Annotated in this window: 18 protein-coding genes; 3 read left to right on the forward strand and 15 right to left on the reverse strand. The window is 61.4% G+C overall.

Annotation, left to right across the window (positions count from 1 at the left end; all coding sequences use genetic code 11):
- Nucleotides 1–57: 57 nt before the first annotated feature.
- Nucleotides 58–1,107, reverse strand: a complete 1,050-nt coding sequence (locus ISS99_RS16535; protein WP_204632738.1) for a hypothetical protein — start codon at nt 1,105–1,107, stop codon at nt 58–60.
- Between the two features lie 379 nt (nt 1,108–1,486).
- Between ISS99_RS16535 and ISS99_RS16540 the strand changes: the two genes are divergently transcribed.
- Nucleotides 1,487–2,035, forward strand: coding sequence for a class I SAM-dependent methyltransferase (locus ISS99_RS16540; RefSeq protein ID WP_239538121.1), 549 nt, complete (start codon nt 1,487–1,489; stop codon nt 2,033–2,035).
- A 350-nt stretch (nt 2,036–2,385) separates the two neighbouring features.
- Here the strand turns inward: ISS99_RS16540 and ISS99_RS16545 are convergent, their stop codons facing one another.
- Nucleotides 2,386–2,667 carry a hypothetical protein gene (locus tag ISS99_RS16545; RefSeq protein ID WP_204632740.1) on the reverse strand — a complete coding sequence of 94 codons (282 nt, stop codon included), beginning with the start codon at nt 2,665–2,667 and terminating at the stop codon, nt 2,386–2,388.
- Between the two features lie 244 nt (nt 2,668–2,911).
- Here ISS99_RS16545 and ISS99_RS16550 point away from each other — a divergent pair, with 244 nt between their 5' ends.
- Nucleotides 2,912–3,988: a twin-arginine translocation signal domain-containing protein gene (locus ISS99_RS16550; RefSeq protein ID WP_204632741.1), complete on the forward strand. Its 1,077-nt coding sequence runs from the start codon at nt 2,912–2,914 to the stop codon at nt 3,986–3,988.
- 122 nt (nt 3,989–4,110) lie between these two features.
- On the opposite strand, the gene ISS99_RS16555 is transcribed toward ISS99_RS16550, so the two are convergent.
- Nucleotides 4,111–4,779 carry a hypothetical protein gene (locus tag ISS99_RS16555; protein ID WP_204632742.1) on the reverse strand — a complete coding sequence of 223 codons (669 nt, stop codon included), beginning with the start codon at nt 4,777–4,779 and terminating at the stop codon, nt 4,111–4,113.
- A gap of 119 nt (nt 4,780–4,898) precedes the next feature.
- On the opposite strand from ISS99_RS16555, the gene ISS99_RS16560 reads away from it, so the two are divergent.
- Entirely contained in the window at nt 4,899–5,318 is a 420-nt protein-coding gene (locus tag ISS99_RS16560; protein WP_204632743.1) for a hypothetical protein, read from the forward strand.
- Between the two features lie 83 nt (nt 5,319–5,401).
- Here the strand turns inward: ISS99_RS16560 and ISS99_RS16565 are convergent, their stop codons facing one another.
- The 12 genes from ISS99_RS16565 to ISS99_RS16620 form a co-directional block, all read right to left on the reverse strand.
- The gene (locus tag ISS99_RS16565) at nt 5,402–5,944 is read right to left on the reverse strand and encodes a hypothetical protein (protein WP_204632744.1); all 543 of its coding nucleotides are present in this window, start codon (nt 5,942–5,944) and stop codon (nt 5,402–5,404) included.
- A 409-nt stretch (nt 5,945–6,353) separates the two neighbouring features.
- Complete coding sequence (locus ISS99_RS16570) at nt 6,354–6,737, reverse strand: hypothetical protein (RefSeq protein WP_204632745.1); 384 nt, start codon at nt 6,735–6,737, stop codon at nt 6,354–6,356.
- Between the two features lie 273 nt (nt 6,738–7,010).
- Nucleotides 7,011–8,243 (reverse strand): ABC transporter permease, encoded by a 1,233-nt coding sequence (locus ISS99_RS16575; protein WP_204632746.1) that lies wholly within the window; start codon nt 8,241–8,243, stop codon nt 7,011–7,013.
- Between the two features lie 7 nt (nt 8,244–8,250).
- Nucleotides 8,251–9,558, reverse strand: coding sequence for an ABC transporter permease (locus tag ISS99_RS16580; RefSeq protein WP_204632747.1), 1,308 nt, complete (start codon nt 9,556–9,558; stop codon nt 8,251–8,253).
- Nucleotides 9,559–9,659: 101 nt separating this feature from the next.
- Nucleotides 9,660–10,400 carry a LytR/AlgR family response regulator transcription factor gene (locus ISS99_RS23685; protein ID WP_204632748.1) on the reverse strand — a complete coding sequence of 247 codons (741 nt, stop codon included), beginning with the start codon at nt 10,398–10,400 and terminating at the stop codon, nt 9,660–9,662.
- A complete protein-coding gene (locus tag ISS99_RS16590; protein WP_204632749.1) occupies nt 10,397–11,530 on the reverse strand; it encodes a sensor histidine kinase in 1,134 nt (377 codons plus the stop codon). Before ISS99_RS16590 ends, ISS99_RS23685 begins: the two co-directional genes overlap by 4 nt.
- A 117-nt stretch (nt 11,531–11,647) precedes the next feature.
- Nucleotides 11,648–13,873: a glycoside hydrolase family 20 protein gene (locus tag ISS99_RS16595; RefSeq protein WP_204632750.1), complete on the reverse strand. Its 2,226-nt coding sequence runs from the start codon at nt 13,871–13,873 to the stop codon at nt 11,648–11,650.
- Between the two features lie 79 nt (nt 13,874–13,952).
- Nucleotides 13,953–16,907, reverse strand: a complete 2,955-nt coding sequence (locus ISS99_RS16600; RefSeq protein WP_204632751.1) for a TonB-dependent receptor plug domain-containing protein — start codon at nt 16,905–16,907, stop codon at nt 13,953–13,955.
- 142 nt (nt 16,908–17,049) lie between these two features.
- Entirely contained in the window at nt 17,050–18,726 is a 1,677-nt protein-coding gene (locus ISS99_RS16605) for an alpha-L-fucosidase (RefSeq protein ID WP_239538123.1), read from the reverse strand.
- Between the two features lie 2 nt (nt 18,727–18,728).
- Nucleotides 18,729–19,859, reverse strand: coding sequence for a glucokinase (locus ISS99_RS16610; protein WP_239538125.1), 1,131 nt, complete (start codon nt 19,857–19,859; stop codon nt 18,729–18,731).
- A 472-nt stretch (nt 19,860–20,331) separates the two neighbouring features.
- On the reverse strand, nt 20,332–22,893 hold the full coding sequence (locus ISS99_RS16615) for a glycoside hydrolase family 3 protein (protein ID WP_239538341.1): 2,562 nt from the start codon (nt 22,891–22,893) through the stop codon (nt 20,332–20,334).
- 90 nt (nt 22,894–22,983) lie between these two features.
- Nucleotides 22,984–24,033, reverse strand: coding sequence for a glycosyl hydrolase family 18 protein (locus ISS99_RS16620; protein WP_204632753.1), 1,050 nt, complete (start codon nt 24,031–24,033; stop codon nt 22,984–22,986).
- Nucleotides 24,034–24,037: the final 4 nt, after the last annotated feature.

The raw sequence follows: 24,037 nt of genomic DNA on the forward strand, positions 1-24,037 counted from the left end.
CCGAGGGATTGCCCCTCGGCTTCCGTGATACGAACCATCAATTGGCGAAACGAGCCGTCAGTTCGATTCGGTGAATTGAATCGAAGGTGTGGTGCCGCTCGCCGTGGTGCAGCTGCCGAGATTCAAGTTGTTGGTCTCGCCGGTGGTACCGGCGTCCTTGGCGCAGGTCGGAGCGGTCTTGGAGCCGTCGCTTACCGCCACCTTCACACCTACCGACGAACCGCTGTTGAAATCCGCTTCCGATCCGCCCGCGTTACCCACGACGTTGAATTCCGACTCGTTCCACACGCCGGCCAGGTCTGTCACGCTGTCCTTGCCGCTGGAGCTATAAGCCTCGGTACCGTCGGTGAAAATCACGGTGTCTTTGCCGCCCGATACCACCGAGCCCGACAGCTTCAGGCTGGCCAGCTTGGTGATCGGCACATCGGGAGCCGTGGTCGCGGCGCTGTTGCGATAGCAATCGCCCTGGCCATCGCTACCCCACCCGCTCGGGCAACTGCTGCCGCCGTAATTGATCAGCCAATACTGCATGAACACCGCGGCCTCGCCCTGCACGCTGTAGTCCGGCGAGTAAATGAACTGCTGCCAGATCACGCAACCCGAATGGCCTTTGCAGGCTGCGGTGCTCGAATCCGCGTTCGAGTTGATCTGCAGGGTGTATTCGTTCGGCCCGAGAATACCGCCGCCGCCAAAGGCGGCCACACCCACGCCCTTTTCGGAAGTCACGCCCTTTACCGACGGGAAGGTGCCGACGGTCTGGCTGATGTGCCCCGCCGCCTTCAAGGCGTAGTCGGCGCCATTGCCGGTGGTCTGTGCCGCACCGAACGCGGCCCTTCTCAACACGGGATGTTCGCGCGGAGTCACTACGTTGCAACCCACCTGGCGCCAGACGATGCTGGGATAGGTGGCATGAAAGCAGCCTTCGGCCGGCGTGGCGATGGCCGCCACGTCTTCGCGCCAGGCCTCGCGTGCCACGGATTCGATCGGCCCTACGGCTTCGTCGCCGGATTGTGCATAGGCACTGGCATCTTGCGCGGCGACCAAGGCCGGCATGCAGGCAGCGCCGACGAGACCGGCCAGGAGCGCGAACTTCAATTTCTGTTGCATTGGCATTTCTCCCCATCAGATGAACGGCTAGAGGTGTGGGTGCCCGCTCCGTGGACGTGCGTACTCCGGATCGTTTCGTTCGCACGTGGCATCGCCATTGGATGCGGTGCGGTTGCCTCTGCTCCACGGTCCCTGCAAAACAGAGAGCCCGATCGCGCCTTCTCCCTGAAGGCGCCGCCAAGGCTGCCTGGTATCGTCCATCCCCTCATGGCCGATACACGCCTCGGTTACTGATATAACGACGGGCCGCCATGCCGATTCCCTACCCTCGTTGCGCGCGAAAGCGCTACGGTGGATCCAAGTGCCGGGTGCCATCGCGCCTGCACATTTTCTTCATCGCCACGCAGGAGCCATACCCTTGAAATGCCGGGAAAGCGGAATGCCCGAAGAGGCGCTATGGGCCACCTTCTTCGACCCGGAAGATGCCCTGGACCGGCTATGGCCGGCTCCCCTTGGCGACGCGGTTGAACTGGGTTGCGGCTTCGGCACCTTCACCCTGGCGGCCGCCCGGCGCAGCGACGGCATCATTACTGCGCTCGATATCGATGCGGAGATGGTCGCAGCAGTGCGATTGAAGGCGCAGGCGCAGGCGCTATCCCGCATCCGCGCCTTGGAACACGACTTCATCGCCGGCGATCTCGCGGTGGCGCCCGGCAGCCAGACGCACGTGATGATCTACAACCTGCTGCACCTGGAAGAACCGGTGCCTCTGCTGCGCAAAGCGTACGCCGCGCTCGAAACCGGCGGCACGCTATCGGTGATGCATTGGCGTTCCGATGTGCCGACGCCGCGCGGTCCGCCACTGGCCATTCGCCCTGCTCCGCAGGCTTGCGCAGCGTGGCTGACGGAAGCAGGATTCTCACGCATCGAGCACGTCGACCTTGGCAGCGGCTGCCCATACCACTACGGATTGACGGCCTGGCGATAAGGCCTGCAACCGGGTTGCACAGTCGCGTAGTTCAGCCGTATTTGCGCCCACGTGTAATGAGAAGCCATCTCAATCATCGGCTGTCATCACGAGGACGAGCTCAACGCCATCACTCTTTTTTGACAATCCTTGCCACGCTTTAAAGAAATAGTTTCACGCCGCCCGAAATTACCTGCATCGACATAAGACATTGCGCCCGCGATATGCGATAACTTCCCCGCCGGGAAGTCAGGCGCCGAGGAGGGGCCCCTCCTCACCATGGATGACCGATGCCCGACCGAGCCGCCGCCAAGGCGGCTCGTTTTATTTTCAGCCGCGGAAATTCCGCGGGCACGGTGCAGCAGCGGGCATTACTCCTGATCGCTGGCCAGCGTCACCCGCAACCGGGCGATATCCGCATACACCGTATCCAGCTCGCGGCGTAGCGCCTGGTTCGCATCCATCAGCTGCTGAATCTGTTCGCACTGCGCCACGACGGCGCGCAGCACATCCGCACTGACCATCACGTTGCGCTTGCGATATGCGCGCATGCGTTCCGCCGCGCTTTTGGCCCTGCCCGTGGGCGGCCTGCCGCGCCGCGGCTTGAAGGGAAAAGACATGGCAATGGTGCCGGGATCGCGTGGGTCGACCATGGGTTTCCTCCTGAGTTCTTAGAGCATTTTATCGTAACGTTACTAAAATTGAAAGCATATTGATCAACTCAGGATCGGTCAAAAACGACATTTCGGCGTGCGCACAACCAAGGAGCGCGACGCCACGCAGGCACCGTCACTCACCCATCACCGTTTCGTATTTAGGCTTCGCGCGCCGCACCAACCCACGCGCGGCGCATGGATCGACACGAATCCGTCACACATCCAACGAGGAGTGATGCGCATGCGTCAGCCAATGTCTCGCCGCGACTTTCTGGGGCACACCATCAAGGCAGCCGGTGCGGCCGCCCTCGTCGGCCTGCCGACCAGCGCTCGCCCGTTCCCTTCCCGCGCAGCAAAAAACGCCGTATCCGGCACGGCGTGGATGCAGAACAACATCGCGCAACTCGGTTCGCGCACGCTCCGCGAGCTGTGCATGCCCGGCACGCACGACGCCGGCATGAGTGCGCTCAACTCGGGCACGGCATTCGCCTACACCTGCAACACCGTGACCCAGACCAACGGGATACTGGGCCAGTTGCAGAACGGCTCGCGCTACTTCGATATCCGCCCGGTCATCAGCGGCGGCCAATACGTCACAGGCCACTACTCGGAAATCAGCCAGCTGAATTCCTGGCAAGGCGGCAACGGCCAGTCGATCGCGTCGATCATCGACGACGTCAACACATTTACAGCCAGCAATGACGAGCTGGTGATCCTGTACCTGTCGCACGACCTGGATACGGACCTGGGAAACAGTTCCTACGCCGCCCTCACGCAGGCACAGTGGGACAGCCTGCTGCAAATGTTGCAGCAGGGTCTCGACAACCTGTACACGGACGCCCCGATCGGTGCCGACCTGACGACGCTGACGTTGGGCACCTTCATCGGCAACGATTCGCCCGCCGTAATCGTGGTGGTCGACCCGTCTGCCAGCGGCATCAGCCTGGGCAGTTTTGCCGGCGAGGGGTTCTATCTACCCGCCAATTTCCCGGTCTACAACCAGTATTCCGACACCAACGACCTCAGCAGCATGGTCAGCGACCAACTGGCCAAAATGGCTGCGCAACGCCCGAATCCGCAGGCTTCCTATTTCCTTCTGTCGTGGACGCTCACGCAGAGCAGCGACGAAGCGGTGTTCTGCGACGCGGGCCTGGCCGACGGCATCCTTACTCTTGCCAACCAAGCCAACGCCCAGTTGTCGTCGCAGTTGCTTCCGGCATGCAGTGCGCAGACCTTTCCGAACATCGTCTATATCGACAATCTCACTTCGAGCGTGGGTGTCGTTTCGCTGGCGATGCAGATCAACGGATTGTCTTGAAGAACAAATTTCCTCGCGTTCTTCTCGCAAGCGCTCAAGCGACGAAAGGAAAGACCAAGAGCCTCTTTGTTTCGATGCAATAGCCGGCTCAACACAGTCACCTTGCCCCTACCGTCACCCACCTACCGACAAGAATGTATGCCGTTGATGACGGCAATACCGAGCCACTTGCGATAATCAATACTCAAGCAAGAAATGGAACTTGGCCCTACTTCATCAAACGCGCGCAGCGCCAGATCATACCTATCCCATAGAAAACTTCCCGAGTAGGCTGGCCCGTCCGTCGTGATCATCAATTTGCCCGTATTTCTATTGTGCGGCGCCCAAACGCTGACCTTGGCCACGCTCAACTGCATCGATCCGCCATCCGCCCCAAAAACGCTTGCGGGAATGGCAGCGATGATCGCGCCAGGCAGACCGCACGCTGCGCACCACACACAAACGACGGCAACTGTCACAACAACGGCCGACGCGCCCTTCAAGTTCGGAAATAATTCGCCCTGATACGCGCGACGCCATCCATTGCTGCCGTTTGGGCGCGTTCTGGACGCCACGATCAGTGTGCAAATGAACCAGAAGAGCGCCAGCCCCACCCGCCATGGAACGAGCTGGGATGATCGAACGACCACCGGCAAAAAATAGAGCGAGTACATCCAGAGCAACACGCACACTATGAAGGCCAGCATCAAGATCGGGCCGTCGAGATAGCCCTTATATGTTTGCCAATGCGTCTGGGACTCCGCCCGGCTTTTCTCGGCGAAGTAGCTCTTCAGATCCTCGTTTCCGTCCATCGCGCGCCCCTATCGTGCGAATAGATTCCCGGCCCGATTCTGGCAAATTGCACCCGCTGGTGCCAACCGGAAGCCAAACTGCGATCATGAGCTATCGCCGCCTGAAGGAACCCATCTCCATGCCCACCTACCTTCCCGGCCTACTGGGCATGACCGCCGGCTCGCCGCAGGTGCGGGAGGCCATTGACCGGCTTGAACTTCACGATATCGAAGAGGACCCACCGTCCAGGCGCTACATAGGATCGAAAAAAACGGGAATAGATCTTCTTGTCGAGTGGGAACGTGTGATTGCCGTGCAGATTTTTGTAAAAGCCGTGCAAGGCTTTTCGGCATTTCCATTCGAGATCCCCTACGGCCTTCACGCGAACGTGAAGCAGGATGAACTGCATCGACTGCTTGGCAACCCTGCTGCTTCCGACAAATTTGACAGTCGATACGAAGACATCGAAGCCGGCCTGAAGCTGATCATCAACTTTAACGAGCTGTCTGAAATCACTTATCTCAATATTGCGCTAAAGGCCATTCCTGCAAGTGGATGAGGCGGTGTCATGCGATGACCATTGCATGACCTTGCACGACAAGCACGGATTAAAGGACTTTGGACCCTGGTCAACACACACTTTTAGGCGTCTGATGGCGGATGCGCCTCATCCAAGCGGCTCGATAAAAAGCAATCCAGTTCGGATACGTATCCTGCAATCTCCTCAGCACTGGCTCTCTGATTCCGGAATAACGCCGCTAACCTGTCCACCGCTGGAAATGCCAACTCTTTGGCAAAGCCAATGGCCTGTTCGGCCTCTGCAACACCGCCTCCATACTCCCAAACGTGGAGGCAAAGCACGTGCATGAGAGCGTGAAAGATGCTCGTTCCGTGAATTTCGACGTCCCCGGGAAGCTCACGATAGAAGCTGATAAACACGGGCGGATCGGCTGCGATATCGACCCCGTAGATGGCTCCGGAGTGTTCCCACGTGGGCAATACCACCCTCGGATGCAGCTCTTCCCATTGCCCAGGATTGAGCGGATATCCGCGGACATAGAATGAGGTCGGCTGGTTGAAGAGATAGCGCAGCGCTTCCGGGGCGTCCAGTAATTTGACGAAACGCAGGGAGCGACTACTCAGGTGTAGTCGCTCCAACGCCAGTCCTCGGTTCGCGTCAGCCACGTGCATAACGTCATCTTCAAATTAATGGTCGACATACCCGGCATCTTCTCCGGTGCGCAGGCGCGCTGAGCATCATGTCGGAAATCCAGTCCCGAAGTTCGCCGGCCGATCTGGGAATAGATTGCTCGCGGTACTCCATCGCCGGGGACCCTGACGTGGATGACATTGACAATGACGGAGCGACGCCGTGCGGTTACTCAGAAAGCGGGAGCATCAGAGGTGATGCTCGCCAGCGTGATGCTTCCAGCCGTAAAGCATTATTCCGAAACCATTGAGTGTCGACACGTCTTCCCCCTGAAGATTGTCTTCCAATTTACTGGGTGAGCCCAATGCGGCATCCAGTTGAATCAGACAATGACCGTTGTGGGCTGTAATCTGATTCCAGGCCGCTCGAGTTCACCCTGAGACGTCAGGCCACCATATCCACAAATACGCCACGCAAGCCGGTAAGCCCGCTTTCGCTGACGTTGCGCGCCAGTGTGGTGAGGAAAGATTGAAAGCTTGGCGTCGTATTGCTTGAAGATTCCCGATCCGCGCCGGACGACGCCCCCAGCGACGACCAGACGCCTTGCAGCGCGCCGGTCAGGTTGCTGCTCGCCCCGGTGGCCGATGGCAGGTTGATCGAGCCGTTGCTCAATGCTTGCGCGAGTGCGGACGACGTTGCCGCCACACTTCGGTACTGCTGAATTTGCGGTGTCGTCGTTTGCTGCTGCAACGACGATTTGGCCGGCATGCCGCTCGCGCCAGCCTGGGTGGACGCGCTGGTTGCAGGTGCCAGTCCAAGCTGGCTCAACGCGGCCGCAATGGCGGAGGCGAAGGGCTCAGTACCGGGGGACGAAGCATCCGTCGAAACCGCCGGTGGCGGCGGAGGAGCCTGATGTGGCCGCTTTCTGCCATGGACGACGACGGGACCGCCCAAAGGCAGTAATGGCGTACTGCTGATGCTTTGCATGCTCACGACAGCCGGCCCCCGGGTCTGGCGGGAGGGTCGCGCGTGACGCCCCCTGGCCCCAGTGCCGGAGTATATCCCGTCCTTCCGATAGCTGCGGGGCCGGGGCCTGCCGTCTCATCCGGATCGCGTAGCCGTCACCGGCGGCACCGCGGCGGCGCGCAACGCGGGACCGAGCACGGCCAGCTGGCCGATGATCCACAGCGCCAGCGATCCGGCCGGCAAGTAAACGACCGGCAGCCTTGGCAGCTCGTAATGCGTCATCAGCAGCAGGTTGATCCCATAGGCCAGGGCCATGCCGAGTACGATGCCAATGGTGGCGAGCAGGAAGTTCTCGGTGTGGAAGTAGCGCAGGATATCGCGTCGGGTGGCACCCAACGCGCGGCGGACACCGATGCTGCGGTTCCGCTGCGCCACCCAGAAGCTCGCCAGGCCGACGATGCCCAGCGCGGTAACGGTCAGCAACATCACGATCACGCCAAACAGGATGCCAGCCATCGCGCGGTCGTTGCTGAAGTATTTCTCGCGTACGTCGTCGTAGGTGCGTTGCTGGGTCACCACCCGCCTTGGATCGGCCTTCTTCAGCGCAGCCACGGCGGCCTTGAGCACGGCCTGGCGATCCTGCGGGCGGGTGCGGATGATGTAACTCTGATTCTTGTCCGTGCCCATGAAGATCGGCAGGATGAACGAGTCATGCGCGGTGGCATCGTCGTAGGGGTTCGCACGCGCCAGGTCGGCGAGCACGCCGACCACCCGCACGCCCAGCTGATCGGTGAGGTAAATCGTCTTACCCAGCGGATTCTGTCCCGGCCACAAGTGCTCGGCCAGCGCCTGCGTGATCACGATGACGGCGGGCAGCCCCTTCGAGGAACCGGCAGCCAGCGCATGGATCACCACGTCCGCATTCACGAACTCGTCCGGCGCCAGATCGCGCCCCGCGACCAGCCGCACGCCCATGGTCTGCGGCAGGTTTTCGCCGAAGTAACTGGCGGCGTGCAGCGTGGGTTCGCGCTGGGCCGGATCCAGCTTGAGGCTGGAGTCCGACGAGACACCGCCCATCGGCAGTTGGTTGGTCAAGGCCACGGCCTGCACGCCTGGTACCTGCCGCAACACGGCCAGGTCTTCCCTCGCCCGCGCATAGATGTCGGGTGTGGGCGCGATCGCGGCCAGTTGAATCTGCAGCAGTGCATGCTCGTCGATGCCGCTGGTCATTTGTACGTGCTGCAAACGATGGCTGATCATGAACACCGCATTGCACACGATCGCGCAGGTCAACGCGATCTCCAGGATCAACAAGCAAGCAGTGATCTTGTGCCGCAGCAGCGCGGAAAGTATCGGTCGCAATTCCATGATGCCCTCAATGGCTTTTCAGGTGCAGCGCGGGTGCCACCTGGCAGGCTCGCCAGGCGGGCAGCAGGCCGGCCAGCAGGCTCGCGCCCAATGCCAGCAGGAACGTGATCAAAAGCATTTCGAAATCGAGGTGTGCCATCGAGGCATAGTCGGAGGGACGGTGCCGCACCACCCACAAGCCGATCAGCGCCAGCAGCAAGCCGCCTGCTCCGCCTGCCACGCCGACCACGCCGGACTCGATCAGCAGTTGCGCAAACAGCGCGCGCCTCGCTGCGCCCAGCGCGCGACGCACGCTGAGTTCGGCAGCGCGACGCAGGAATTTCGCCAGCATCAAACCTACGGTATTGACGAGACACACCAACAGGAAACCGAAAGCCAGCCCGGCCTGCAGACGCACGTCATCGGGCACCACCTGCTGGTACGCCAGCCACTGCATCAGGCTGCGCAGGCGCACGTTCGGTGTCTTGATGAAACGGCCCAGGACTTTTTGCTGTTCCGAGTAGTGGATCAAGAAATTCCGGTAATCGGCGGCCTTGGCCGGTGTATCCAGTTGTACCCAGAGCTGCATCCACACACAGGTCGGCGAGGGATAGATCCGGCCTACGCCGCCGGTGCCGTTACCCCAGCAATCGACGCTGCCGTTGTGATCCAGGTGAATGTCCAGCGCGGTTTGCAGGGGCAGGAACACTTGCTCCGCATAGCCGTAGGTGCCCGTATTGAGATCATAGAAATGCGGACTTGGCGCCCAATCGCCGACCACGCCCACGATACGAAACAGGTTGTCTGCGATGCGCAGCGTGCGCCCTACACTGTTGGCATCGCCGAACAGTCGCTGGTTCAGCGTGCTGCTGATGACTACGTCCCGCGTTTTCGCCTCGTCATCGGCCGCAGCCCAACCGTGGCCGTAACGAAAAGGCGCGCCGAACATCGCGAAGAAATCCGCCGTGGTGTAACGCGCCTCCACGTAAAACGGATCTACCGTCGCGGCATCCGATTGGACCGGCACCACGCCGCCGGTCATCAGCGCCTGCCGGTCCGCCCGCTTCGCCTTCAGCAGGTTGAAACCGTCGATAACGGTGAGCTCGTCAGGCGGCTCCTTGCCCGGCACCATGCCGCTGTCGTCGCGCGGATCGATCTGCGGGTGGTACAGCGTGTCGCTGCGCCCAGGCAGTGGATCGCCGGAGAGCAAGTGCAATACCGTAAGCGTGGTGATCGACGCGCCGATGCCCAATGCGATGGACAGCACCATCAACGCGGTGAGCGCCTTGCTGCGCTTCAGGCTGCGCAGAGCCAGATCGAGGTAGTAGCCGAACATGGGTTCCCGCTCCCGAGGCCAGAATCGACAGCTTGATCCCTTGGCACTCGGCCGACAGCCGATTTGGGGCAGCCGGAGACGCTGGCGTGGCGAGACGGGCGTTATCGCCCTATGCGCGCGAACAGCGCTTCGCTATAGCGTCGGCTAAGCCGCAAAACGCGGCCGTTGTGCAGATGGAGTTCGTAGTCGCCCTTGAACAGCGGAGTGAGCGATCCGATGTAAGCAAGGTTTACCGCCGCCGATCGGTGTATCCGGATGAAGCGCTGCTCGCCCAATTGGGAAAGAAGATCCTGCAACGTCCTGCGCATGAGGTAAGAGCGCCCCGCCGTATGCACGTGGACGTAATTGTCGTCGGCTTCGAGCCATTCGACCGATCCCGTGTCGATGAGCTGCAGCCGCTCGCGGTCCGGCACCAGCAGGCGTTCGCAGCCCGGCGCCCCTGCCCGCCCGATCGCTACGGCAGCAGCGCCGGTGTCGTGCGCACGTACCCTGTCCCGCACACGCTGCATGGTGCGTGCGAAGCGATCCCGGTCATAAGGCTTGAGCAGGTAGTCGGCCGCATTGAGGTCGAAGGCCTTCACGGCATGCTCGTCGTACGCGGTGACGAAGACGACCAGCGGTGCGGTCGATGGCTCCAACTGTGCGGCCACCTGCAGGCCGGACAACGTCGGCATCTGGACATCCAGAAAAGCCACGTCCGGCTTGAGCTGCTCGATGCACTGCGCTGCGGACAAACCGTCTTCGACCGCACCCACCACGGCCACGTCCGCCTGCTCCGCCAGCCAGCATGCGAGCTTCTCGCGTGCCGGCGCTTCGTCGTCGGCGATCACCACGCGAATCACGGCATCGCCTCCGTCATCGGGATCAGGACGCGCGCGGCAACACCGTCGCCCTCATTGCGAACCTGCAACGATGCGGCCTGGCCATAGATGATGTTCAGGCGTTCCCGGCAGTTGCGGAATCCCACGCCATCACGATGGTCCGGGACCAGTGTGGACCCGGAGTTGCTCACGACGATTTCGAGCAAGCCATTTTCGTCACGTGCACTGATGTGGATGCGTACGTGCGCGACGGTGTTTTCGACGCCATGCTTGAACACGTTTTCAAGCAGGGGCTGCAACAACAGGGTCGGAACGGGGGTGCCGAGCGGCGCCTGGTGGGTCTGCCAGGTCAGCGCAACGCGATCGCGGAATCGCGCGCGCATGATGTCCGCGTAGAGCTCCAGGGTGCGAAGTTCTTCGGCAAGCGGCGTCATCTCATTCTCGGTCGAGCGCAGACTGATGCGCAGGAGATCACCGAGCGCGGCCACCAGACGATCGGCCCGTTCCACATCCGTATGCATCAGGGCGGAGACAGTGTTGAGCGCATTGAACAGAAAATGCGGGCGCAGTTGCCCCTGAAGTTGCGCAAGCTGCGCCTCGGCCAGCGCCTTCTGGGTTTTCAACAGGCGTTGTCGCTGGAGCTGCCACTGCCCGAAGGAATCGATGCCGAACAGTATGCCGAGCCACAGGCTTGCAAAAAGCAGCAACCGGACGCTTTCGTAGACGAAGACGAAGTGCCAGCTCGGGTGCTCGTAGGTGAGACCCGCGGCGGCGTAGATGCCGAAACGTATCGCGTAAACCGCCGCAATAAAGGTGACGTCCACCAGCGGCAACCAGCGCACGTAGCAAGCGAACCAGACGAGGGGTTTGTCCAAATACCGTGCATAGCATCCACGAACGCGCAGAGCCAGCAGCATCCAGGCTGTTCCAACGAGCAGGGAACTGCCTTCCCACAAGACCGGCTCCCACCAGCGGGTGAGCGGATTGCGCAGTGCGTCCTCCACGGCAATGCTGATCATGAGCAACCAGAATGCCGCCCACAATGTGGCGAATGCTTTCGGTGGAAACGGCGCGTGTTCGCCGTGGACGGCCGCCGAAGGTGGGAAGGATCGCGGGTTCATGGCGATCGAGTGTAGCGGCAGCCGTGGCAACGGGACGGGGCCATGGGGCGAGCGGGACTTTGGCGGGGCGAAGCGGACAAAGGAGCAAAGCGCGTTAGCCCTCCCCGGCGTGCGGGGAGGGCTAACGCCGATTTCGCAGCATGGCCGTTATTGCACCAGAACTTCGTCGGCGAACAACCAGATGTTCTTGGCGCCACCGGGAAACGGCGCAGGCAAGTTCGACGGCCGCTGCGCTTCGATGCGGATACAGCGAGCCGTAATGGGCTTGTCCGATTTGAATTCGATGGTTTGAATGCGCGACGGCGAGGTTACGTCCACCTCTGGGGTCACGCCATACACTTTCGTCCAATGCACGCCGTCCAGCGATGTCGAGAACGTCATCTGCTGGGGAAAGACGATTCTTGATTGCGGTGCCGACAGGAAATTCATTTTGATGGTGTGAAAGCTGGTGTCCTGTTGCAGGTCGATGATGGCGTCCACGTCGTTGTCGTTCCAGCCTACCCAGCGGCCGTCGTGGAAGTCGCTGCTGCCGAGCACGCCGTCGACCAGCGAGCTGGCGGGTGCATAGTCGCTGGATGCATCTTGCGACAATTGGATCGGGTGCCCCATCGCCTCGCTGTTCACCAGCATGAAGCTGGTGGCGTTGTCATAGCGCAGGCCGTGGCGGAACGGGATCACCTTGAGCGTGCCGGGCTGCTTGATGTCCACGGCATCGCCGAACGAGGGCGACTGCGCCGACGGCTCCGAGCCGTCGGTGGTGTAGTGATTCTGCACGTCGTCGAAGCCGCGCTTGGCTTGCAGCTGCCAGCCGTCGTGCTGCGCGTTGACGGCGATCGTGTATTGCACCACCGGGCGGTCTTCCGCGCCGTAGGCCACCTGCTGTTCGTCCAGCCACGGATATTGCGCCTGCAGGCGGTGCTCGAACGAGGCGTAGGCGGCATCGTCGCGGTCCTGGTCGCTCCAGAGTCGCTCGGCGAAGGCGAGCATGCGCGGATAGATCTTCGACTCCGCGTTATAAGGATTGGCCCGCTCGCTCCACAGCGGCGCTTCGGCCCCAAGGATCTGCGCGCGATGCTCGGCGAAGACGGGATCGTTGCCGGCACCGGCAAAATCGGTCTGGTAGATACTCTTGACGGTCAGGCGCTCGGAAGGCGAATCCAGGTAAAACGGCCCGGCCACGATGATGCGGTTGCCATTGGCCAGGGCTTTGCGTGCTTCGTCGTCGCCGCGCCAGATTTCGATGATGGCGTTCTTGTCGGCGCCGCCTTCGAGAATTTCATCCCAGCCGACCAGGGTCTTGCCCTTGCTGGCGAGATAAGCCTGGATCTTCTTGATGAAGTAGCTCTGCAGCCCTTCTTCGTCTTTCAGGCCCTGCTGATGCATCAGCGCCTGGCAGGTGTCGCAATCTTTCCAGCGATCCTTGGGCGTTTCATCGCCGCCAATGTGGATATACGGCGACGGGAAGACGGTCATCACCTCATCCAGGACGTGCTCGAGGAAGGTGAAGGTCTCGGGCTTGCCGACACAGTCGATATCCTTGAACACACCCCAGGTAGTCGCGACGTGGACCGGTTCCTTGGTGCAGGACAGTTCCGGATACGAGGCCAGCGCGGCCACGCTGTGACCCGGCATCTCGATCTCCGGAATGACCGTGATGTTGCGCTTGCGCGCGTATTCCACGACGTCGCGCGCCTGGGCCTGGGTGTAGAAACCTCCGTAGCGGCTGCCATCCGCCTCGGTGCGCCATCCGCCGACACTGGTGAGCTTGGGATAGCGCTTGATCTGCAGGCGCCAGCCTTGGTCCTCCGTAAGGTGCCAATGGAAAACGTTGATCTTGTAGTAGCTCAACAAGTCGATCTGTTTCTTGATGAACGAAACCGGATAGAAGTGCCGGCCCACGTCGAGCATGAAGCCGCGATAGGCAAAAGCCGGTGCGTCGTCGATCTGCACAACAGGTATCAGCGCAGGCGAGCCGTGCTGCAGCGGCAGCAGCTGGCGCAGCGTCTGTACACCCCAGAACAGGCCCTTGTCGGTGGAAGCCTGGATGATCACGCCACGCGTCGTGACGGACAGGCGATAGGCTTCTTCGCCCTTGACCGAAGGATCGATCGCCAGCTCGATGCCGTGCGCATGCGGGCCAGTGGCAAGGTGAATGCCGGTCTGCTCAAGCACTGCATCGCGAAGAAAGGAGGAGATTTCGCGCGCGCGCGAGTCGTTCGGCGCGTCAATGCCGGTATTGGCATCCAGCGAGTAGCTGCCCTCACCGGCCTGAAGATGCTGCGGCTCCGGAATGATGGTGATCTCGGCGATGGCGCAGGTACTGGCCAACAGGACCGACGCGGCAAAACACCAGGTCGCAAGGGATTTCAGCATGGGACAGACTCCATCTGCAAAAACGTAACGCGGAAAACGAGCGAGCCCGGTTTTGGCCGGGCTCGCTTTGCTGCTTGGGTTAGTCGATCTTGTAATCCAGGTTCAGGAATACCTCACGACCAGTATAGTCGGCACCTTGCTGGGTCGGGATGAACTCGAAGCCACCTGCGTAGTTCGTGATCGTACCGACCTTGTTGAAGATGTTGGAGATATTCAGGCCCAGCTTCACCTTGTCATTGAAGGTGTAGTTGATGCCCGTGCTGAAGATCACCCAGTTCGGCACATTGCCCTTGTAGATCACGCAATCGGGATCGCCGATGCCCGGCTGGATGCCGTTCGCCAACACTTCGCAACCACCGTAGTTGGCCGCACGCATACCGCCGGTACGCTCGCCATGCAGCGTCACGTCCCACTGGTTGTAATGCCAGGTGACGTTGGCCACGGTCTTGGTTGCCGGGTAGTTGTAGCGCGTATTGAGCAGCGGATCCGAATTGTCCGTACGATTCTTGAACGACAGATTGTTGGTGTAATTCAAGCTGAAGTTGAAGTTGCCCCAGTTGTCCGTGGGAAGCTTGTATTGCAACGAACTGTCGATGCCGCTTACGTACTCTTCGGCGATGTTGATCGGGCCGGTATGGACGCTGATGATGTCGCCGTTCGCATCGCGAACTACGTTATTGATCGCTTCCTGGCAATACTGCGAACCCAGCGGATGTGCGATATACGGCGCACCGCTCACCTGCAAGCCGGTCAGGCAGCCTGCTTCGTCGGTCAGCGCCTGGCCCAGGCCGATCCACTGCACGGCATTGTTGACGCCCATGTGCCAATAGTCGGTCGAGAAGGACAGCCCCTGTACGCCCGGGATATCCCACACGAAACCGTAGGTCCAGGAATGGCCCGTTTCAGGCAGCAAGTTGTAGCTGCCTCCCTGGTACTGCGAGAAGTACGTCGAGTGCTGGTACTGCGCACAAGTGCGGTCGCCGACCTTGATGCACTCCAGCGGATCGGCGTAATCGCCGTTGGTGGTGGTCGAGTCCTGCAGGTAGATCGCCTGCATGTCCGGTGCATGGAAGTTGGTGCCGTACGAGCCGCGGACCAGCAGACCGTCGAGCGGACGCCACTCAATGCCGGTGCCCCAGGTCTTGGCGATATCGGCGCTGCTGTGGTCGTCGTATTTGTCGATGCGCCCGGAGATGGTCCAGGTCAGCGAATCGGCCAGCGGCACACGGAATTCGGTTGCCGTGGAGAAGCGCGTACGCGTACCGCCGCCAGTGAAGCTGTTGTAGAACGGATCGGCGAAGGTATTGGTGAACCCACGCGGGTCGGGGGCCAGCGAGTAGCCCTCGTGGTTCGCTTCGAAGACCCACGATGCACCCACCGCACCGGCCCAGGTGTTGAACAGGCTGGCGTTGGTCAGGTTCAAGGTTGCCTGGTTCATCCAGCTGACGGCGCTGTTTTCGCCACCCGCAGCGAAGCTCGCGTATTGCGACGGGGTGATCGGGTTCCAGAAACGTTGATTGTTGACCGCGTAGACCGGATAGCTGCTTCCGCCAATGGTGGTCGTGCCCAACTGCGGGCCGAAGAAGAAGTTGGACATGGCCATCAAGTTAAGGGCCGTATAGTCCTCGTGCACGATGTACTTGCTGGAACCCAGGTTGAAATCCCAGTCCCAGTTGTCGAACACGGTGCCCTTCAAGCCGGCATGGATGTCCCAGTTGGTTTCGTAGTCATGGGTATTACCCATGCTGCCCATTTCCTGCTGGGTGATCTGGCGACCGTAATTGCTGATGATCTGACCGGAGGTCTGATCGTAGAAATTGTTCGGCACGCCCGCGATCGACGGACCGAAGAACGGCAGCTGCGTATTGGTGGTACCCGTATCGGTGTACAGGCCGACGGAGCCGTAAGCCTGCACAGCATCGTTGAAGTCGTACTCGCCGGATACGAAGAAGTTGTCGGCGCGGTAGCCAGGTGACAGCACCCAGTCCTGGTACACGGCGTTTTCCTGGCAGTACGAACCCCAGTTGGTGACACCCGGCAGCACCTGGTTGCCGCTGGTATTGACCGAGCGATAGTTGTTCTGGCTGAAGTTGTTGCCGAATTTGCCGCAAGACCCTGCCGGCGGGCTGACGAAGTTCGAGCCGCTGGGGTTGACCTGACCGACCGTCGGACCGTTCATGAAAATACCCTGGGCACGCGGATAGCCGAACATGCGATCGATGGGGTTATAGGCACCCCAGCCGGCATCGGCATCAGCATCGGTATAGCTGCGGTCGCTGCCCCACAACGGTGAGCGATTGGTGTGCTCGTAGGTGTACATCAGGTGCCACTTGTCGCCCGAACGGCCACCCTTGTAGAGGAAGTCGCCATAGCGGCGGCCACCGCGGGTTGCGCCGCCGGCGGTTACACTGATCTCGTCGCCGACATAGTTCTTCTTGAGGATCACGTTGATCACGCCGGCCACGGCATCCGAACCGTAGATCGAGGATGCGCCCGAACCCAGCACTTCAACGTGGTCGACCATGCCAACCGGAATGTTGTTGTAGTTCTGGAAGGACGTCGTGCCGCCGTTGCCTGGCATCGGGTAGTCGGTCACGCGGTGACCGTCGACCAGCAGCAGGGTGTGATCGGGACCGAGGTTGCGCAGGTTCACGACGCGCGCATTGACGGCGCTATTGCCCCAGGTGGAGATGCGGTTCTGGAAGTCCGGCGCGGACATTTCCGGCATCGAATTGAGGAATTCCCACAGCGTGGTGAAACCCTGTGCCTTGATCTGCGCGCCGGTGACGATTTCGACCGGTGCCGGACCTTCGATGGTGGAACGCGGAATACGCGAACCGGTAACGACGATCTTTTGCAGGGTCTGCGCGTTCTGCGCAGCCGGAGCTTGCTGATTGGCCGCAGCTGCGCCCTGCGGAGCGGTCTGCTGGCCGTTTGAAGACGTGGTGGACGTCTGCGCAAAAGCACAAGGCGCAAACAGCGCAAGAGCCAGCGAACTGGCCAGTACGCCACGGCGAACTTGGATGGTTTTCATGTTTCTCCCCTCCCGGTGAAAGTCGGTGTAGTTGTCGTGCCCGACCCCCTATTAAGTCGGAACGACGTTTTTTTGGCTTGCCTGTTTCCGATTCGCTGGATGTCACGAACCGGTGTTTTTGCTTTTCTAGACCGGCAACGATTTATGGTTTAGGCGAACTGCCCTCCTCTGTCGTTTTCGTCGGACCCTGTGTCATGGCGATGCGATAGGCATACACGTGCACGCCTGCAGGCTGCGCAGGCAAAGTGAGATGCAGGCCATCAGGTCCCTGCTTGAACGCAACGGCCTTGCCGCTTGCCAGCTGCGTTACGGCAGTCACCTTCGTGGACGGTTCGATCGAATGGATCAGCGCGTGCCCGGACGCGGGCCACGCCATTTCGATCGCGTAAAGCTGACCGTCCTTGGTGGTGAAACGAAAATCTTCCGGGGTGTAAGGCTTGGTCTTGGTGTCCTGCATGGTGCCGGCGGCGACCTGGGTGGGACCTTCGCCGAAACGGTGCCACGGACGCGTGCCGTAGATAGCCTCGCCGTTGGCGTGCATCCACTGCCCGATAGCCTTGAGGATGCTTTGCGCCTGGTCGGGAATGGTGCCATCGGCCTTGGGGCCGATGTTGAGCAGCAGGTTGCCGTTCTTGCTCACTACGTCGGCAAGCAGTTGCACGATTTCATCCGGCGACTTGTAGGTGTCGCCTTCGGCATAACCCCACGAGTCGGGGCTGATCGAGGTTTCGGTCTGCCAGGGCTGCGTGCGGATATCGGCAGCCTGGCCGCGCTCGATATTCATGGTGCCGGTGCCGGGTCGCATGTCGTTCAACTTGTAGTTGAGCACCACGCCCTGCCCGCGCGGCGCGGCCTGGTTGTAGTAGAACGCGGCAAAATCGGCCAAGGCCTGGCGGAAGCGCGGCTGCCCTACCCACCAGTCGAAATACATCAGGTCGGGGTGGTAGTCGTCGACGATTTCGGAGGAACGCGCGAGCCAGTCGTTGAGATAGGCATCGGAGACGAAGGTCCAATCTACTTCCTGGCCGTCTTCGCCCTTGGCAGAGATCGACGGATGCGCCGGCCCATAGAAGGCGGCATAACGCGGATCGTTGACGTCGGAATTGAAAGTGCGGCCGTATTCGTAGAACCAGTCGTGCTCGGCGCGATGCGAAGACAGGCCGAGCTTCATGCCTTGCGCACGAATCGCCTTGGCCAGCTCGCCGATCACGTCGCGATGCGGCCCCATCTTCACCGCCGTCCAGTCCGACAGCTTCGAGTCGTACATGGCAAAGCCGTCGTGATGCTCGGCCACTGGCACCACATAACGTGCGCCCGCTTCACGGAACAACGCCGCCCACGCATTCGGATCGAAGTGCTCGGCCTTGAACAGCGGGATCAGGTCTTTGTATCCGACCTGCGGCATCGGGCCGTACGTGGCGATCTGATGCTGGTAGTAATTGGCGTATTGCCCGGTGCGCTCATACGCGTGGCGCGGATACCATTCGCCCTTGTAGGCGGCGACGGAATACACGCCCCAATGAATGAAGATGCCGAACTTGGCATCCCGGTACCACTCCGGCGTGGTGTAGCCGGTAAGACTTTGCCAATCCGGCTGGAACGGGCCGTGCCAGGCGGTTTTCTCGGTCTGCGCCAGAATCGCCTTGCGCGCCGCGTCATAGGGTTTGTTGGCAGCCACCCATTGCTGTTCGATGGTGCCGGGGTCGGGAGGGGTGACGCTGTGCGTGGTGTCGGCCGCAACGGCGCACGCGCCGTGCAGCGCGATCATCGTCACGATCCAAACACCGGTATGCCGTAGCGTGGAGGCCAGTGTCGCCATCGTTACGGTTGCACGCGCGAAGGTGGGCGATCCATCAGCCAGCTCGCCGCGCCGATGACGGCCAGTTGGGCGTGATCGACCACGTAGACGGGAACGGTCTGCTGGAACGGGCGCACCACGCCCTTGTCGAGGAAGCGCTCGATAAAACGGCTGCGCGCCATGAAATCAGTGATGCGCGAAAGGAAGCCGCCGGCGAGATAGACGCCGCCGGTGGCGCCGTACAGCATCGCCAGGTCGCCGGTGTAGGAGCCCAGCCAGCCGCAGAACAGTTGCAGGGTTTCCAGCGCTTGCGCATTCGTGCCTGCACACGCGGCGGCGGTGATCGCGGCCGGGTCCTGCAACTCGGGCGAGACCTTTTCCAACCGGCAGACCGCCTGATACAGCCGCAACAAGCCGGGACCCGACAGGATGTAGTCATAAGGAACGTGCGTGTCGGCAGGCGCCAATTCGCCCAGCACTTGCTGCTCGCGCCCAACCCTCGCGGCCAACTGGATGTGCCCCGCTTCGGTGGCGAGTACCTTGGGCTGCGCATCCGGCAGTCGCACGGCAACGCCAAGCCCGGTACCGGGACCGACGATGACGACAGGTCCGCGTGATGCCGCAGGTTCTTTGCCGGCGGTACCGTGCGAAGCAGGACGATGCAGCAGATGCACGTTGTCCGCATCGAGATAGGCAGTGCCGTAGGCCAGCGCCTCGAAATCATTCAGCACTTCGACGTCGTCCAGCCCGGCCGAGTGCTTCAGGTCGGCCGGCACCACCGGCCACAGCAAATTGTTGTTGACCACCCGGCCTTCGAGCAGGAAGCCGGCGCAGGCCAAGGCCAGCCGGCGCGGCCTTACGGCGAAGCTGTCGCAGAACGCGCGGAGGATCGCGTCCAGGCCGGCGTATTCCGCGCACTTATATACGCGGTACGCCAGCACGGTGGGAATGTTCTGGCCAGCCCGGAAGGCGACCAATCCGATGCGCGCATGCGTGCCGCCAACATCGGCGGCAAGAAACGTGCTCTGCTCCGCGGAAAGCGTGCTCACTGCTCCGGACGGCATGGCATCTTCCTGCAACGGGTGGGCGTGTGGCGTATCCGGCGACTCGCCGGTACTTTCCGCAGCCCCGTAAATTTGGAATTCGGCTTTCATAGGCAACACGCAAGCGCGATCAGTGACGTCGTTACACCGCCAGCCAACTGGATCGAGCCCTGCATCTCCCCTCCGGTGGTTGCGACCATTGCGCCAGATCGTTGGTGGAAATGGCGCCGCATTTCACATGCGAACTTCAAATTTATATTTACGCGTAAAAGCTTATAGGCCGAATTTAGATCGAGGCAAGTCGCACCGCAACAGATTTTTTGCATTTGCCGCCAGGTCACGACGGGCCTCCGTAAGTGGTTGTTTTATGGGCCTGCCTGAAACCACCTGCCGAGGCGGTAGTTCAGTTTGCAAAGAAGGCTCGGCGCGTCCGGCCGCCAACGCGTGGGCCGAAGCTGATTTCGCTGTCCGTGTTTTGGAAAGACAGCACTACTCAAGCCAGCCACCCAGGACGCTTGAAACGAACCGGTCACCATGACTGTCATCGCGAAGAATCCGTGGATGGCCATGAGCGTAATCATGGTCAGCGCGGCAATGCCTGATGGCCCGTGACGGTGAAGTCCGCGTTGACGCCGACGCCGTATCCGGGCTGGCCACCACCGACAAACAGACGGTAATGTCCCGCCTCGACGGCTCGCTGCCCTTGCGCATCCACACTGCTGAGCAAGCGCGGCGACAGCTCGAAGCGGACGCGCCTGCTTTCGCCCGCAGCCAGGTGCACGCGTTGAAAACCCACCAATGCGTGACACGGGGCAAGCGGCTGACCGGGTGCATCGAGATAGACCTGCACCACCTCATCGCCGTCGCGCTTGCCGTCGTTGCGAACGGTCGCGCTGATTTGCAGCGGGTCGCCCGCTTTGATCTGGGTAGACGACAAGGCTGGATCGGCATAAGCGAAGTGGGTGTAGCTCATGCCGTAGCCGAAGGCATACAGCGGCGTTCCGGCAAAGTAGCGGTAGGTGCGACCTTGCATCGCGTAGCTGACGAACGGCGGCAGGTCCCGCACGGAATGATAAAAGGTGACCGGCAGGCGGCCACCTGGATCGTCGTCGCCGGCCAGCACGCGCGCGATGGCTTCGCCGCCGGACTGCCCCGGATACCACGCGGCGAGAATCGCATCGGCGTGATCGTGCGCCCAGTTCAGCGCCACCGCACTGCCGGACATCAACACCACGATCAGCGGCTTGCCGCCGCCGGCCAGATGTTCGAGCAGCGCCTGCTGCGTCGACGGCAGGCCGATATCGGTGCGATCGCCGCCGTTGAAGCCGGGCACCTCCACCTTCAGCTCTTCGCCTTCGACATCAGGCGACAAACCGACAAAAGCGACGATCGCATCGGCCTGCTTCGCCGCGGCATCGGCGGCCGCCCATTGCGCCTGAGACGGCGCCAGCCATTGCAAGCGTATGCCCTGGTCCTGCCCGCTGTGCACGAGCTCCAGCCGGATGGCACGTGGATGCGTATCGGCAAAATGTAGGGATGCCTGCAGATGCGTGTCGTCGCCGCTATCGTCGATCACCTTGCGGCCGTCGACATACAAGCGAACCGGATCATGGCCGGCGCAATCGAAACAGCGATCCACGTGTATGGCGAGGGTGTAATCACCCGGCCCGGGCGGCACCAGTTGTCCGGTCCACCGCACGGCGTACTTGTTGGCGGTCAGACCATGGATGGGCGGTACGCTATCCCAGTCGAAATCGATGACGCGATCGGTGCGGGTGGCGGCCGGAGATCCGTTGAAGTCGGTGCGATCGAAGTATTCGCCACGCAAACCGGCTAGCGATGAAGCATCGTTGCGCAAGGCCGTTTCCGGAATCGGCACCGGTACGCCCTGCGCAATCGGTGCACCTTGCGCATAACTGATGTACTGCGCACCGAAACGTTCGCGCAGGCCCTGCAAGGGAGTGATGGGCGCACTGGCGGTGCCGTGATAATTGGCTTCCAGCGTTTCCACCGTGTCGGCATTCGGGCCAATCACCGCCAGCCGCATGCCTTTGTGCAGAGGCAACACGTCGTGGTCGTTCTTCAACAGCACCATCGATTCGATGGCTGCCTGCAAGGCGAGTTGCTGGTGCGCCGGGCTGTCTACCTGATCCATGCCGATGCGCGCGTAAGCGTCCGTTGCACCGCCCCATTCGCCCAGCCGATAGCGTGCCGCGAACAAGCGCGTCAACGAGGTATCGAGTACCGGCTCGTCAACATAGCCCTTGTGCACGGCATCGATCAGATCGGCATAGGCCGTGCCGCAATCGAGGTCCGTGCCGGCGCGGACGGCCGCCGCGGACGATTGGGCGTTGTCCGACTTGAAATAGTGAAACCGGGTCATGTCGTCGATCGCATCGCAATCGGAAACGACATAGCCCTGAAAGCCCCAATCGTGCCGCAGCAGCGTGGTCAGCAACGCGTCATCCGCACACACCGGCGTGCCGTGCAGCGCGTTGTAGGCACACATGACGGAGCCCGCCTTTCCTTCGGTGATGGCGGCGCGGAAGGCCGGCAGATAGGTGGCCTCCAGGTCGTGCGGAGAAACATCCACGTCAAAACCGTGGCGACCGGGTTCCGGGCCGCTGTGCACCACGAAATGCTTGGGCGTGGCTATCGCGCGCGGATGCGCCGGATCGTCGCCCTGAATGCCCTGGATAAAACCTACGGCCAGCCGCCCGGTGAGATACGGATCCTCTCCGTAGGTTTCCTGCCCGCGCCCCCAGCGAGGGTCACGGAAGATGTTGATGTTCGGCGACCAGATGCTCAGCCCCGCGTAACGTGGGTGATCCTTGCCGGCGCCGATCGCATTGAACTTCGCACGCGCCTCGGTCGACACCGCAGTACCAACCTGCTGCAACAGCGCGGTATCCCAGCTTGCGGCAAGGCCGATCGCCTGCGGAAACACCGTGGCGTAGCCGTTGCGCGCTATGCCATGCAGGCCTTCGCTCCACCAGTCATACGCGGCGATACCGAGCCGTGGATCGGCAGGTGCGCCGCTCTGGAGCTGCGCCACCTTTTCGGTAAGGCTCATCTTTGCCACCAGGGCGGCGGACTGTGCCTGGCCATCCGGCTCGGCGGCCAGGGTGCGGGCCGAGCCGGCCATCGCAAACGCAATAGCCGCGAGCAAGACGCCAGGGTTCGAGCACGAGCGAAACAGCTTCATCAGGTCCGATCGCTTCTTTTGACAATAGGTTCAGCGTTGCACGATGGGCAACTCGTCCCACACCTTGGGATCTTCCGCACCAAGCACCCAGGAACAGAAGCCCTCCAGATCGTATTGTTTCACCAGTGCATAGCGGTCGCGAAAGCTGTGCGCGTCGGGCATGAACACCCATTCGCGCATGTCGTCGCGATAGAAGTAATACCAGGATTCGTGCTCCACCGAATCCCATTGCACGGTGGCCTGCTGTTGCTGCGCCAGTGGTATCGACTCGTCCGCGTCGATGTAGTCGGCCTTGATATTGGAAGCTTCGGTGCCGTCATCGCGCACCGGATCGCCGGTGTACCAGTGATAGCCGTACAAGGCGATGCCCAGCGACAGCTTCTCCTTGGGCACCAGGGTCAGCGCGTATTTCAGTTGCGAAAGCATCCACGGCAAACCGTCGACCGGGCCCGGCGTGGTCCAGCGGGTGTGCTGGTCGTAGGTCATCAGGCAGATCAGGTCGGCGTATTTGCCCAGCGCGGCAAGGTCGTACACGCCGCGCCAGTATTGCCACATCCATTTGGAGAAACGCCCTTCCCCGGCGTGGCCCGGCGCGTTCGGGACCACGGCGATCGATAGCTTCAGGCCATGCTTGTGCAAGGCTTCGGCCGTCTGCTTGACCAGCAACGTATAAGCGTCGCGATCCGTCCAGGAGATGCTTTCGAAATCGAACTGGAAGCCCGCGTAGCGGTACTCCGACGCCTGCTGCAACATCGACGCGATCATCTGCTGCTTGGCGGTCTCGTCATGCAGCAACTGGTGAAACCCATTGCGGCCGGCGGACATGGAAATGATCGGCTCCACCGGCAGACCGTGTTGCCTGGCGATATTCAACACGTAGAGATTGGGCGCACCGTTGACCAGTCCCTGGTTGTCCACGCCATACCAGGTAGGTACCAGCAAGCCGATTTTGTCGACGTGGGTCTCGAACGACTGGACCGACTTCTGCGACCCCATCAAATAGAACAGCGCATCGGGCTGCTTGGCCAGCACGCTGCTGCATGCAAACAAGGCCGCGATCAGGCAAACAAATCGTTTCATGACA

This window comes from Dyella mobilis, from assembly GCF_016904945.1.
Lineage (GTDB): Bacteria > Pseudomonadota > Gammaproteobacteria > Xanthomonadales > Rhodanobacteraceae > Dyella_B > Dyella_B mobilis.